A 12,755-nucleotide genomic window follows, 5' to 3' on the forward strand; every position below is an offset into this window, starting at 1 on the left:
AATTTTATCACAAAAAACTTTAAAACGAATGATTATAAAATGAATTTTCTGTGATTTCATGAGCTAAGTCACAGATGAAGAGATTAAAATTGTACTTTATATAAGATATAGAAAGAAGCTTACGTCAAAAACGTAAGCTTCTTTTTTATGTAAGTGTGTGTAACCGTTAAGCCGCATTGGGTTTTGTCGGTGAGTACGCGAAACTTTACGGTTACACGGCACTTATTCATATGAGTAAAAGGGTTATTCCAACAGAAAGTTTGTACTTAAGCGATTGGACCACCTAAGTTAATAATATCTTCCGAAACGCTGTCGAACTTTTTGAAGTTCTCTTTGAATTCGCTCGCAAGCTCGATTGCTTTTGCTTTATAAGCAGCTTTATCAGCCCAAGTTTGTTCAGGCATTAATACTTCATCAGGTACACCTGGTACGTGAAGTGGAACTTCAAGACCGAAGATGTCATGTTTAGCTGTTTCAGTTTTCGCAAGTTCGCCGCTTAATGCTGCTTGAATCATTGCACGAGTGTAACCTAAGTTCATACGTTTACCAATGCCGTATTCGCCACCAGTCCAGCCAGTGTTTACTAAGAATACTTTTGCATCGTGTTTCTCGATTTTTTCACCAAGCATTTCAGCATAGCGAGATGCATCAAGTGGTAAGAATGGTGAACCGAAGCAAGTTGAGAATGTTGCTTGCGGAGATGTAACGCCGCGCTCTGTTCCTGCTAGTTTACTAGTGTAACCACTTAAGAAATGATACATAGCTTGTTCTTTTGATAACTTACTGATTGGAGGCAATACGCCAGATGCATCAGCAGTTAAGAAAATGATTGTATTTGGGTGTCCAGCAACACTTGGCAGTACGATATTGTCGATCGCATGCATAGGGTATGCAGCACGAGTATTTTCTGTTAAAGTAGTATCGTTATAGTCTGCGATACGCGTTTGGTTATTAATGATAACGTTTTCTAAAACAGATCCAAATTTGATTGCATCGAAAATTTGTGGTTCTTTCTCGTGAGAAAGGTTTACACATTTTGCGTAGCAACCGCCTTCAATATTGAATACACCGTTATCAGACCAACCATGCTCATCATCACCGATTAATTTACGGTGTGGATCAGCAGATAATGTCGTTTTACCTGTTCCAGATAAACCGAAGAATAGTGCTACGTCGCCTTCTTCACCTACGTTTGCAGAGCAATGCATAGAAAGAATATCTTGTTCAGGTAGTAAGAAGTTCATAATAGAGAAGATTGATTTTTTCATTTCTCCAGCGTATTCTGTACCACCAATTAGTACGATACGTTTTTCGAATGAAACCATAATGAATGCTTCAGAGTTTGTACCGTCAACAGCTGGATCTGCTTTGAAATTCGGTGCAGAAACAATTGTGAACTCTGATTCATGAGTTGTTAATTCTTCTTCAGTTGGACGAATGAATAATTGATGTACAAATAAATTGTGCCATGCATATTCGTTAATAACTTGAATTGGTAGGCGGTAATTGCGGTCAGCGCCTGCAAATCCATTGAAGACGAATAACTCTTCTTTTTCTTTTAAGTATTCTAAAACTTTAGTATATAATTTATTAAAATGTTCTTCAGAAATCGGTTGATTCACTGCTCCCCAAGCAATTTTGTCAGCAACCGATGCTTCTTTCACAATAAATTTATCTTTAGGAGAACGTCCTGTATATTTTCCTGTTGAAGCAGAAACGGCACCAGTAGAAGTTAATTTCCCTTCATTTCGCATTAATACTTTTTCCACTAATTGCGGAACACTTAGTTGAATCTGTGCATTGCTTCCGTTCAATAATTCGTGTAAACCAATTTGGACATTCACAGTACTCATATTTATATACCATCCTTTTCATTTAATGAAATATTTCTCGTAATCCCCAACAAGAGTATAACACAATTATATAAATAATGTATACTATTTATTTCTTTTTGTTTGTGTGCATGCATTATTTCCTTATTAATATTTCATTCCAGGCGTATTGAGAAAAACTTTCAGGAAAATGTGAATATTAATTGACAAATGAATATCATTTCTTTAGTATAGGTTGGGACGGATACTCTCTTATCCCGAGCTGGCGGAGGGACAGGCCCGATGAAGCCCAGCAACCTCACTTGTAGTGGTAAATACAGGTGAATAGGTGCTAAAACCTGTGCGAGGCTAACGGTCTCGAACGATAAGAGCAAAGGGCAAAAAGCAGTATGCAAGTAGCAAATTAAACCTTTCCTCTATGTAAAGTAGGAAAGGTTTTTCTGTATGCTTGTGTGGGAGAATAAATGTATGTCGCAGTTTGTGGCAAATTAAGGATGAGTTCCGTACAATATATACAATTACTGTAGGGAGGTTTACCACATGACAAAAAAACGTCATCTGTTCACATCTGAGTCTGTAACTGAAGGACATCCAGATAAAATTTGTGACCAAATTTCTGATTCAATTTTAGATGCGATCTTATCAAAGGACGCTAATGCACGTGTAGCTTGTGAAACAACTGTAACAACTGGTTTAGTATTGGTAGCGGGGGAAATTACGACTTCTACTTACGTAGATATTCCAAAAATCGTTCGTGAAACAATTCAAGGCATTGGTTACACACGCGCAAAATACGGATTCGATGCAGAAACTTGTGCAGTTTTAACATCTATCGATGAGCAATCTGCTGACATCGCTATGGGTGTTGACCAAGCGCTAGAAGCACGCGAAGGTCTAATGACTGACGCTGAGATTGAGGCAATTGGTGCAGGAGACCAAGGTTTAATGTTTGGCTTCGCATGTAATGAAACACAAGAATTAATGCCACTTCCAATCTCGCTTGCTCACAAATTAGCTCGCCGTTTAACTGAAGTACGTAAAGATGACACATTATCATACTTACGTCCGGACGGAAAAACGCAAGTTACAGTTGAGTATGATGAAAATGGTAAACCTGTACGTGTAGATACAATCGTAATTTCTACACAGCATCATCCAGATGTTACATGGGAAGAAATCGATCGCGATTTAAAAGAGCATGTAATTAAAGCTGTAGTTCCAGCAGAATTAATGGATGGAGAAACGAAATTCTTCATTAACCCAACTGGCCGCTTCGTAATTGGTGGACCACAAGGTGATGCTGGTTTAACAGGACGTAAAATCATCGTTGATACTTATGGTGGATACGCTCGCCACGGCGGCGGTGCATTCTCTGGTAAAGATGCAACAAAAGTTGACCGCTCTGCAGCATATGCAGCTCGTTATGTTGCGAAAAACATCGTAGCAGCTGGTCTTGCTGATAAAGCAGAAGTACAACTTGCGTACGCAATTGGTGTAGCACAACCAGTATCAATTTCAGTTGATACATTCGGCACTGGTAAAGTATCTGAAGACGTACTAGTAGAACTAGTTCGTAACAACTTCGATCTTCGCCCAGCTGGTATTATTAAAATGCTAGACTTACGTCGCCCAATTTACAAACAAACAGCAGCTTACGGCCACTTCGGACGTACTGATGTAGATCTATCATGGGAACGTACAGACAAAGCTGCAGCTTTAAAAGAGCAAGCTGGTCTATAATATATGAAAAAAAGCTTTGCGCGGTGAGCGCAAAGCTTTTTTTATTTCGTTTTATTTATGATTTGGATGCATGAGTTGCAATACACTTCTCCGTCTAGCTCAATATACTTTTTCATATTCGTCATTCCGCTTGCCGGAAATGGCATATGAATCCATGCTTTTTCATACGTTTGTATTTCCTTTTTACATGATTTACAAATTGTCGGTTTCTTACGGAACATATGCAATCATTCCTTTATTTGACGTGCTTTTCCTGCGCACAATGCACTGCATAGTAAAAAGAGTGTTGCGAATATAATGCTTATTAATGTAGCATATGGAATCGCGCCTTTTAGCGAAAAACCGACAGTAATGGAAGCGACGAATAAGAGGATGAATGTTGTTGTTAATTTTTTATAAAGTTCCATAATATGTATACCTCCGATTTATTTGGTAGTGCAATTTTAAAAGCTGAACTCTACTATGTAGAAAATATAAGAAAAGTTAAAGGTTAGCTAATGATGTGAAGTCTAGGGGGGATAAGAAAGGATGTTTCCATTTTCCTTTTTGTGGATTATTATACTTATATTGTATCATGATGCATCATCAGCTTCATACAAAATTGTGTAAAGATATGTATGATAAAATGAAGAAAAGCCTTGAGGAAAGGAAAGATGAAAAAATGAGCGTAACTGAACATAAGAAACAAGCGCCAAAAGAAGTGCGTTGCAAGATCGTAACAATTTCCGATACACGTACGGAAGAAACAGATAAGAGCGGACAACTATTACATGAATTGTTAAAAGAAGCAGGACATACAGTAACTTCTTATGAAATTGTAAAAGATGATAAAGAAAGTATTCAGCAAGCGGTGTTAGCTGGTTATCATAGAGAAGATGTTGATGTCGTGTTAACAAATGGCGGTACTGGTATTACGAAACGTGATGTGACAATTGAAGCAGTATCAGCGCTATTAGATAAAGAAATCGTTGGATTTGGTGAGTTGTTCCGCATGATTAGTTATTTAGAAGATATCGGAAGTAGCGCAATGTTAAGTAGAGCAATTGGTGGTACAATTGGGCGCAAAGTAGTCTTTTCCATGCCAGGGTCTAGCGGCGCAGTTCGCCTTGCGATGAATAAATTAATTTTACCGGAATTAGGTCATATTACATTTGAGCTGCATCGCCAATGAGTAAGTGGGCTGGAATTGTATTAGCAGGCGGTATGTCGAGTCGATTCGGTGAGCCGAAAGCGTTAGCGAGCTGGCAAGATAGTACTTTTATTGAGCATATTGTGAAAGTGATGACAACTGCGTTACAAGAAGTTGTGGTCATTAGTAACTCCGATATAAAAGAGCGAGTAGAGCAATTCGTACAAGTTCCTGTTATAGAAGATATTCCGCATTATAAAGGAAATGGCCCACTTGCTGGAATTGTATCAGGAATGGAATATATAGAAGCAGATTGGTACGCTATTATGCCTTGCGATGCGCCAAATGTTTCGCAAGAATGGTTTACCATTTTACTAGAGCAAACGAGTAATGAATATGATGCGATTGTACCTATTATTAATGGAAGAAAACAACCGTTACTTGCGGCGTATCATAACCGCGTGAAAGAAAAGATTTACGCTTTACTTCAGGAAGAAAAAAGAAGTATGGGCCAGCTTTTATCACAATGTAATGTGAAATATGTTGCTGGTGAAGATGTACAAGCGAACGCAGAATGGTTTATAAATGTGAATACGAAAGAAGAATATGTGCAGGCTCAAAAAGACCTTTCAAATGAATGAAAGGTCTTTTGATATACAGAAATTGGGGAACAATTACTGTATAAAGATATGTGAGTAAGTTGATTTTAAGGGGAATTTCTTAAAATCACTATACAGTAAAAAATACTGTATAACCATATATTAATTTTTATGGGTTTTTATTACAAGTCTGTTTAGTTATGTTTATTTTTGTTATAATGAATATAGAAATAACGCAATATTTAACCTTATGTATCATTTATTAAACTAAAATTTATGACCATGTAATAAACTCCCTTCGTTCTTTGAAGGGAGTTTTTCTGTTTAAGCGAGTAATTCTGATGTGGTGTTCTGAAGGACTGTTTCATATTGGTCAAGTAAGCCACGAAAGATTTCATCCCAGCTTTTTGTTTTAGCATAAGACGAAGCCGCTATGCCCATTTGCATAAGTTGCTCTTCATTCTGCAATAAAGAATAGATGGATGATAGAAATGAATCCTCATTTTTGGGTGAACAAAGAACTCCCGTTTTTCCATCTGTAATAATATTCTTAACCCCGCCACTATTTGCGCCAATGACAGGTGTACCGCATGCAAGTGATTCAAGTACGACATTTCCGAATGTTTCAGTAGCTGATGGAAATACCATGATGTTAGAACAAGCATAGGCTTCAGCTAAATCCTCGCCTTGTAAATATCCAGTAAAGGTTACATTTGCACTTGGAACAGCTTCACGAAAACTTGTCGCTAGAGGACCGTCTCCTGCGATAAGCCAATGAATGTCGTTTCGAATGTGCGCTGTTTTAACGATAAGGTTTTGCAACGTATTAATATCTTTTTCAGGGGCAATCCGTCCAACATAGGAAAGGACATACTTCGTTGTAATATTATATTTTTTTCGGAATAGGACTGTATTGTAGGATGGGTGAAAGAGTGTACAATCTACACCACGTCCCCATATAGAGAGGGCTTGAAAGCCTTTATTTTTTAATTGATGTAATGTTTCAGGAGAGGGAACGAAATTTTTTTGCATATGACTATGAAACCATCTTAAATAGTTCCAAAGCATATTAGAGAGAAATTCAATTTTATAATAGCGTAAATAAGCATCGAAATCAGTATGATAAGAACCGACAACTGGGATGTTTAACTTTTTTGCATAATACAATCCACAAAGTCCCATGTTGAAAGGTGTGGCAATGTGAATAATATCAGGTTTAAAAGAAAGAAGCTCTCGTTTAATGCGCGGAGTAGGAAAAGAAAAGCGACATTCTGGATATAATATTGATAACGGGATACTTCTCATCTTATTCACATTAGCCACGAAATTATCTTCAGCTGTATGCTGAGGAGCGAAAACAGAATAGGCGATTTTTTCTTTCTGAAAGTAACGTGTTAATCGTTCTAATGTTTTCGCAACCCCATTGACTTGTGGCGTAAAAGTATCGGTAAAAATAGCGACTCTCATCATATCACTCCTTTATGTGAAAAGTGGGATGAATTGATAAAAAGAGATGATGCCAGAGCAAGTGCCGAGGCACATACCGACGAATACATCAGACGGATAGTGAAGCCCTAAATAAATGCGAGAAATACCGACGCATAATGCTAACGGTAATAGAAAAATAAATAAGCTTGGATTATAGCACATAAATGGAATACAGACAGAGAAAATGGCTGTTGTATGACCAGACGGGAAAGAGTGGTCTTTTAATGGATGGACTGGATATTTCGCATCCTGAATTGTTAAATAAGGGCGTTTTCGCGGATACCATCTTTTTAATATTTGCACAGGAATATGGCTAATTGCTAACGAAATAGCAGTTGCAATTGCAGCTTGGTGCAAAGTCCCTTTTGCAAAAATTAAAAAGAACAGTGTGAGTGCGATTGAGAAAGTAGCACCACCGATATGAGTAATATTGCTGAAAAAAATATTTAATGTTTTTTGATCAAAGTATCGATTAATTCCTTTGAAGATGTAACATTCTATTTTATACAGTCCACTGACCTTCATGAAAATTCTCCTCCCTCGTTTACATATATATGGAGATATTAGCTTCTATTTTAATAAGATTTTATTGAGGGAATAATAAGGTTTTGTAAAGAAAAAGTTAGTTTTTTATCTCGCATTAACGGACAGTGAGACTCCCACCTCAAAGTTCGGTTGGAGCAAAAAAAGTTAGGTGGGAGCCCTGCTGCCCGTAAACGCCCGATTGGTGAAGGCTAATAATCAGTGGGGGATGAACAAAGCCCCCACTGATTAAAGTTTCATTTTATAAAAAAAGCTGCCAATCTTATGGCAGCAGTAAAATTATTTTTGTAATGATTTATAGTACTGACCTTTTTCAACATATTGTGTGCGAATTCGTTCCATGTCTTTGCGGTCTTCCTCTGTTAATTCACGAACGACTTTCGCGGGACGACCGAAAGCTAACGTATTTGGTGGGATTTTCTTTCCTTGTGAAACGAGGCTTCCAGCACCGATAAAGGCTCCTTCACCAATTTCAGCACCATCTAATATAATAGAACCCATTCCAATTAAAGCATCTTTTTTAATATGACAGCTATGTAAAATAACTTGATGCCCAACTGTAACGTCGTCTTCTAAAATAAGAGGATACTGCGGGCTTTGGTGGAGTGTACATTGATCTTGTACATTTACTCTGTCACCAATTATTGTCGGTGATACATCACCACGGATGACTGTATTAAACCAAATACTTGATTCCTCGCCAATTTTCACATCACCTGTAATGGTAACATAGTCAGCGATAAAGGCACTACTCGCAATTTTCGGATTTTTTTCTTTGTAAGGATATATCATGTAAAGCCTTCCTTTCCTAGAGACTAGTTTTAGTGTATCAAATTATGAAAAAGAGTGAAATGGAGGAGTTTCGTATGTGGAACTATGAAGCGGAAGAAGCGAAAGCTGTCATTATTATCGTGCATGGTGCTATGGAATATCACGGGCGTTATGAAGCGGTTGCAGAAATGTGGAATCATATCGGTTATCACGTCGTTATGGGCGATCTTCCAGCACACGGAACAACTTCAAGAAATAGAGGACATATCGATTCATTTGATGAATACATAGAGGAAATAAAGTTATGGGTGAAAGAAGCAAGAAAGTATAGATTGCCCATTTTTTTATTTGGTCATAGTATGGGAGGACTTGTCGTTATTCGTATGATGCAAGAAACGAAAAGAGAGGACATAGATGGGATTGTACTAAGTTCGCCTTGTTTAGGAGTATTAGCTGCACCTTCCGCTCCGCTGCGTGCTGCTTCGAAAATATTAAATGTCGTTGCCCCGAAGTTACAATTTGCAACAAATCTCACTGTAGAAATGTCAACTCGCAATCATGAAGTGAGAGATGCGATGGAAAATGATTCATTGTTCTTGCGCAAAGTATCAGTACGTTGGTATAGTGAGTTGATTAAGTCTATCGAGATTGCTCATGAGAAAATAGATAAATTTCCAGATGTTCCGCTCTTGCTAATGCAGGCATGTGAGGATAAACTTGTAGATAAAATACGTGTCCGTACATGGTTTGATAATGTTAAAATGAGTGATAAGGCTTATAAAGAATGGCCGAATTGTTATCACGAGTTATTAAATGAGTATGAGCGTGATGAAATTTTGAATTATATTCAGTCATTTACTGAAATGCATGTCAATAATATAGTAAAAACAAACAAATAAATCATTATTTGTACATTTAATAGAGGAGATGAAGGAAGAAGTGAACGTACCGAGTAATCCCATAACGCTCATGGCGAAAGTATACCGTGATGTGTTTCCGGTTGTACACCATGAGCTAGCGATGTGGAAAGAGCGTGCCTACCATATTCCGAATGACGAGCTTCATAGTCAGGCAATCGCAAGTATTGAGCATAAAACGTTTCATTGCGAGGGCGGTGGTATTTTAGCGCTGCTAGCAAATGAACACCGAGAGGAATGTATTCGTTTTATTGTAGCGTATCAAACGATTAGCGACTACTTAGATAATTTATGTGATCGTAGTACATCACTTGACCCGAAAGACTTTGCGGCTCTTCATGAGTCGATGGTAATGGCATTAAGTCCTGAAGTTGAAGGAGGCGGTAACTATTATCGTTATCGTGATGATCAAGATGATGGTGGTTATTTAGATGAGCTTGTTGAAACATGTCAGGATGTTTTAAAGAAAACGAAGCATTATGACAAAATTGCTCCAATTCTTCATGAACTTGCTTGTTATTATTGTGATTTGCAAATTCATAAACACGTGAAGTTAGAAGAAAGAGAACCACGCTTACAAACATGGTTTGAAGCACATAAAGAAAACTTACCTGAGATGAGTTGGTTTGAATTTTCAGCATGTGCCGGTTCTACACTTGGAATCTTCTGTCTTGTCGCATATGCATTTCATGATGAATTACATGATGAAGATATTGCGAAAATTAAACAAGGGTACTTCCCTTACGTACAAGGACTTCACATTTTACTTGATTATTTCATTGATCAAGAAGAAGACCGCGCCGGTGGGGATTTGAATTTCTGTAGTTATTATGAAAACGAGCAAGCTATATTAGATCGGATGAAACACTTTGTAGAAGAAGCAGAGAAGAGCATTGGTGATTTGCCACATGCGAAGTTTCATCGTCTCATAAGCCGAGGGTTACTTGGTATTTATTTATCAGATCAAAAAGTATCAGCGCAAAAGAATATGCACAAAATGGCACGGCGTATTGTAAAATACGGAGGACTCACTTCACGATTCTTCTACTGGAACGGGAAGATGTACCGAAAGAAAATGGCGCAGTGATGAAGAAAACCACTCTTGTAGAGTGGTTTTCTTTTTATTATGATCGTATTTTTGAAAATACATATATAAGAAGTTCAATCACAAAAATAACTAAAACAGATAGTCCGAATAAAGGCATGGCAGCTCCTAATATAACCATCATGATAAAGAAAATGATGGTACTTTTCTTATCTCTTTGCTTTGGAGGTGCTGCTAATTTTCCTTTTGGCTTTCTTGCTAACCACATTTTTACTCCGTAATAAATGAGAAGTAATAAAGATAAGGTTGTTAGTAAGCACAATATTTTATTTGGCCATCCGAATAAATGTCCTTCGTGAAGCGGGATACCGTAAGTGAACCATTGTGCAAATAATCCATAATCACGATAGTCTGTTTTTGAAATGAGTTCTCCGCTATATTGATCAAAGTAAGCAGTTATTTCTTCATTTGGTGCCACGTGCATACCCGTAATGCCAGAACCGCTCGATTTCGAAACAGTGAATACACCTTTCGGATCAGTCGGTAGTGAGATAACGTATGGCTTTTTTATTTCAATTCCTTTTTGTAATTCATCAACTGAAATAGCTTTTGGCTCATTTGAATTAGATTCAGGAGGAGCTTCCTTTCTTGTTGCCCACGGCAATTCTTTTACCTTTGATTCCGGAGGTGCCATATATAACTTTGGATATCCAATTGATTCATTCGACGCTGCGATTTTATAAATTTGGTTCCCCATAAATCCTGACCACGGCAATCCAGATGCGACTAGCAGAACGAGAGGAATTGTAAATATAATACCGATAATAGAATGACGTCGTTTTGCCTTTTCCCGCTTATTGGATGCTGGTGTGTTTTTGAATTGGCGTATACTCATATACAACCCAGTCACAATTAAAAAGATTGTCCAGCACGCTGCAAGTTCTACAATATAGTTGACGACAGTACCACCAACTAAAAGAGAACTATGTAATTCCCGCATGATATTGGCAAACGTTTCACTTGCGTTTTGATCTCCGACAATTTGATTATTGCTATCTAAATACACATATTTTTGCATTCCAGTATATTCATTTGCGATTGTAAGCCTAGTATTATAATCCCCATTAAACTCACTAATTTTCGCCACACTATAATGTGGATATTTTTTCTCTGTTAAGAAAAGCGAATCAGACATCGAAATAGATTCTGTTTGGGTGCTCTTCCCGAAATATAAATCTTTATAGATAAAATCTTCAACCTCTTCCCGAAATAAATACCCAATTCCGCTCAGTGACAAAGTAATAAGAAGCGGTGTAATAAAAAGTCCAGCATAAAAATGCCAACGCCAAAAAATGTAATGAAGCGAACGCTTTTGTTTCATACTTCAGTTCCCCCTAACCTTCCCTATATGAATAAGCTACTTATTTAATATAGCGAGATTAAGTGTGATTACTTTGAAAGAATTGTGAAGAAAGTTAAAAGTTTTGAGGATTTTCATTGGTGAGACATACAATACGTAATGCAAAGCTTAGTTGAGTGAATCAGCTCTTCATTTCCTTTTTGTAGCCTGATTTGAAGTGCCTTTTGAAAATAAGATAAGGCGGTATGGAAGTCACCTTCATCTAATTTACTTTTTCCGTAATGTTGGTAGAAGAAGTCTTCATAGGCGGGGAAGTCTGGTAGTGTTTGTAGAAGTTCTGTAAAGAGTGCATTTGCAGCAGGGAATTTTCTTTCCCAATGATATGTATGTGCAAGACGAAGTTTGTTAATAAAAATCCCTTTGATGTTGTCTGTTTGTGTGCAATATTCAATTGCCACCTGTAAGTAATATTTACTTTCAGAAAGGTTGCCAGCGATTCGCTCATAAACGCCAATTAATCCACAGCTCTTTCCATATAACGGACCTTCATGTAAATGTTCCTTCAAAAATGCAATCCCTTGCTTCATTTCAGCAAGGGATATAGGTTTTTCTCTAAGGTTTTCGTCAAATGTGTATCTCATTTCAAAAGGTATATTCATTGTGACCTCCTTATATTTTCTACATACATCCTAACAACCGCCTCAGCAAGACATTGAGCAGAATCAACAAAATCCTCACTCACCACCACTTTCAAATCGGTACATGCGATAATTGCAGTATCTACTTCATCTCTCAATTGTAAAACGAGCGCATTCCACAATTCGTGAGCTTTTTCAATTTCTCCGCCTTTAATACAAGAAATAATTTGATTAATCATTTTTTGCCATTTTTCATGATGAATGTATTCTATATTACGTTTTGTAATCCCGTCTTGGTAAATCTCAGCTTGAACAGTTGCTTCTGTTGCGAGAAGAGCAACTCTTTTTGTATTTTCAGGAATTGCTTGTAACGTCTCATCGACGATATTTAAAATTGGAATGGACAGAGAATGCTGTAATTCTTCAAAATAAAGATGCGCCGTATTGCACGGCATAGCGATAAATTCTACGCCAGTACTTTCAAGTTTTTGTGCCCCTTCAATAATTGTTTTTTTCATCGCCGCATGATCAATAGGGCGATCCATGTAAAACGGTGTTGGGCAAGAATAAATCATCATATGAGGAAAGTCCATATCATGCTTTGCTCCGTATATTGTTTGGCATTTTGCTACAACTGTATCGACGAATGGTCCGGTTGATTTTGGTCCCATTCCTGCTAGTATTCCGATCATT

General features: G+C 37.5%; 14 protein-coding genes and 1 riboswitch. Of the genes, 5 read left to right on the forward strand and 9 right to left on the reverse strand.

Annotated features, from left to right (window positions below):
* Positions 1–266 precede the first annotated feature (266 nt).
* Complete coding sequence (gene pckA / locus KVT31_RS23010; protein ID WP_060486667.1) at positions 267–1,853, reverse strand: phosphoenolpyruvate carboxykinase (ATP); 1,587 nt, start codon at positions 1,851–1,853, stop codon at positions 267–269.
* Positions 1,854–2,081: 228 nt separating this feature from the next.
* Positions 2,082–2,203: riboswitch (SAM riboswitch) on the forward strand.
* A 169-nt stretch (positions 2,204–2,372) separates the two neighbouring features.
* Here pckA and metK point away from each other — a divergent pair.
* Positions 2,373–3,572 (forward strand): methionine adenosyltransferase, encoded by a 1,200-nt coding sequence (gene metK / locus KVT31_RS23015; protein WP_000163111.1) that lies wholly within the window; start codon positions 2,373–2,375, stop codon positions 3,570–3,572.
* Positions 3,573–3,613: 41 nt separating this feature from the next.
* On the opposite strand, the gene KVT31_RS23020 is transcribed toward metK, so the two are convergent.
* Both KVT31_RS23020 and KVT31_RS23025 read right to left on the reverse strand, forming a co-directional pair.
* Positions 3,614–3,793: a hypothetical protein gene (locus KVT31_RS23020; protein ID WP_088098093.1), complete on the reverse strand. Its 180-nt coding sequence runs from the start codon at positions 3,791–3,793 to the stop codon at positions 3,614–3,616.
* A 6-nt stretch (positions 3,794–3,799) separates the two neighbouring features.
* Entirely contained in the window at positions 3,800–3,979 is a 180-nt protein-coding gene (locus tag KVT31_RS23025) for a hypothetical protein (protein WP_088098092.1), read from the reverse strand.
* Between the two features lie 254 nt (positions 3,980–4,233).
* Between KVT31_RS23025 and KVT31_RS23030 the strand changes: the two genes are divergently transcribed.
* Positions 4,234–4,743, forward strand: coding sequence for a MogA/MoaB family molybdenum cofactor biosynthesis protein (locus tag KVT31_RS23030; RefSeq protein WP_000117133.1), 510 nt, complete (start codon positions 4,234–4,236; stop codon positions 4,741–4,743).
* Positions 4,740–5,342 carry a molybdenum cofactor guanylyltransferase gene (locus KVT31_RS23035; RefSeq protein ID WP_088098091.1) on the forward strand — a complete coding sequence of 201 codons (603 nt, stop codon included), beginning with the start codon at positions 4,740–4,742 and terminating at the stop codon, positions 5,340–5,342. The genes KVT31_RS23030 and KVT31_RS23035 overlap by 4 nt, the downstream gene beginning before the upstream one ends.
* Before the next feature lie 282 nt (positions 5,343–5,624).
* On the opposite strand, the gene KVT31_RS23040 is transcribed toward KVT31_RS23035, so the two are convergent.
* From KVT31_RS23040 to KVT31_RS23050, 3 genes are all read right to left on the reverse strand, one after another.
* Complete coding sequence (locus tag KVT31_RS23040; protein WP_088098090.1) at positions 5,625–6,767, reverse strand: glycosyltransferase family 4 protein; 1,143 nt, start codon at positions 6,765–6,767, stop codon at positions 5,625–5,627.
* Between the two features lie 12 nt (positions 6,768–6,779).
* A complete protein-coding gene (locus KVT31_RS23045) occupies positions 6,780–7,313 on the reverse strand; it encodes a phosphatase PAP2 family protein (RefSeq protein WP_088098089.1) in 534 nt (177 codons plus the stop codon).
* A 297-nt stretch (positions 7,314–7,610) separates the two neighbouring features.
* On the reverse strand, positions 7,611–8,123 hold the full coding sequence (locus tag KVT31_RS23050) for a gamma carbonic anhydrase (protein ID WP_088098088.1): 513 nt from the start codon (positions 8,121–8,123) through the stop codon (positions 7,611–7,613).
* Between the two features lie 74 nt (positions 8,124–8,197).
* On the opposite strand from KVT31_RS23050, the gene KVT31_RS23055 reads away from it, so the two are divergent.
* Both KVT31_RS23055 and KVT31_RS23060 read left to right on the forward strand, forming a co-directional pair.
* A complete protein-coding gene (locus KVT31_RS23055) occupies positions 8,198–9,001 on the forward strand; it encodes an alpha/beta hydrolase (RefSeq protein WP_088098087.1) in 804 nt (267 codons plus the stop codon).
* Between the two features lie 40 nt (positions 9,002–9,041).
* A complete protein-coding gene (locus KVT31_RS23060) occupies positions 9,042–10,106 on the forward strand; it encodes a tetraprenyl-beta-curcumene synthase family protein (RefSeq protein WP_140392571.1) in 1,065 nt (354 codons plus the stop codon).
* Positions 10,107–10,143: 37 nt separating this feature from the next.
* Here the strand turns inward: KVT31_RS23060 and KVT31_RS23065 are convergent, their stop codons facing one another.
* The 3 genes from KVT31_RS23065 to KVT31_RS23075 all read right to left on the reverse strand — a co-directional run bounded on the left by KVT31_RS23065 (position 10,144) and on the right by KVT31_RS23075 (position 12,754).
* Positions 10,144–11,445, reverse strand: a complete 1,302-nt coding sequence (locus tag KVT31_RS23065) for a PepSY-associated TM helix domain-containing protein (protein ID WP_088098085.1) — start codon at positions 11,443–11,445, stop codon at positions 10,144–10,146.
* Positions 11,446–11,558: 113 nt separating this feature from the next.
* Positions 11,559–12,083 (reverse strand): tetratricopeptide repeat protein, encoded by a 525-nt coding sequence (locus KVT31_RS23070; RefSeq protein ID WP_088098084.1) that lies wholly within the window; start codon positions 12,081–12,083, stop codon positions 11,559–11,561.
* Positions 12,080–12,754, reverse strand: coding sequence for an aspartate/glutamate racemase family protein (locus tag KVT31_RS23075; RefSeq protein ID WP_088098083.1), 675 nt, complete (start codon positions 12,752–12,754; stop codon positions 12,080–12,082). The genes KVT31_RS23070 and KVT31_RS23075 overlap by 4 nt, the downstream gene beginning before the upstream one ends.
* Between the last annotated feature and the right edge of the window lies 1 nt (position 12,755).

The sequence above is a fragment of the Bacillus sp. GbtcB14 genome, assembly GCF_019091205.1.
GTDB classification, from domain to species: Bacteria; Bacillota; Bacilli; order Bacillales; family Bacillaceae_G; genus Bacillus_A; species Bacillus_A cereus_AG.

Excerpts from the sequence above, each read along its gene's own strand:
- KVT31_RS23025 (WP_088098092.1), bottom strand. The coding sequence starts at position 3,979 with ATGGAACTTTATAAAAAATTAACAACAACATTCATCCTCTTATTCGTC.
- KVT31_RS23030 (WP_000117133.1), top strand. The coding sequence starts at position 4,234 with ATGAGCGTAACTGAACATAAGAAACAAGCGCCAAAAGAAGTGCGTTGC.
- KVT31_RS23020 (WP_088098093.1), bottom strand. The coding sequence starts at position 3,793 with ATGTTCCGTAAGAAACCGACAATTTGTAAATCATGTAAAAAGGAAATA.
- metK (WP_000163111.1), top strand. The coding sequence starts at position 2,373 with ATGACAAAAAAACGTCATCTGTTCACATCTGAGTCTGTAACTGAAGGA.
- KVT31_RS23045 (WP_088098089.1), bottom strand. The coding sequence starts at position 7,313 with ATGAAGGTCAGTGGACTGTATAAAATAGAATGTTACATCTTCAAAGGA.
- pckA (WP_060486667.1), bottom strand. The coding sequence starts at position 1,853 with ATGAGTACTGTGAATGTCCAAATTGGTTTACACGAATTATTGAACGGA.
- KVT31_RS23070 (WP_088098084.1), bottom strand. The coding sequence starts at position 12,083 with ATGAATATACCTTTTGAAATGAGATACACATTTGACGAAAACCTTAGA.
- KVT31_RS23050 (WP_088098088.1), bottom strand. The coding sequence starts at position 8,123 with ATGATATATCCTTACAAAGAAAAAAATCCGAAAATTGCGAGTAGTGCC.
- KVT31_RS23055 (WP_088098087.1), top strand. The coding sequence starts at position 8,198 with ATGTGGAACTATGAAGCGGAAGAAGCGAAAGCTGTCATTATTATCGTG.
- KVT31_RS23040 (WP_088098090.1), bottom strand. The coding sequence starts at position 6,767 with ATGAGAGTCGCTATTTTTACCGATACTTTTACGCCACAAGTCAATGGG.
- KVT31_RS23035 (WP_088098091.1), top strand. The coding sequence starts at position 4,740 with ATGAGTAAGTGGGCTGGAATTGTATTAGCAGGCGGTATGTCGAGTCGA.
- KVT31_RS23075 (WP_088098083.1), bottom strand. The coding sequence starts at position 12,754 with ATGATCGGAATACTAGCAGGAATGGGACCAAAATCAACCGGACCATTC.
- KVT31_RS23065 (WP_088098085.1), bottom strand. The coding sequence starts at position 11,445 with ATGAAACAAAAGCGTTCGCTTCATTACATTTTTTGGCGTTGGCATTTT.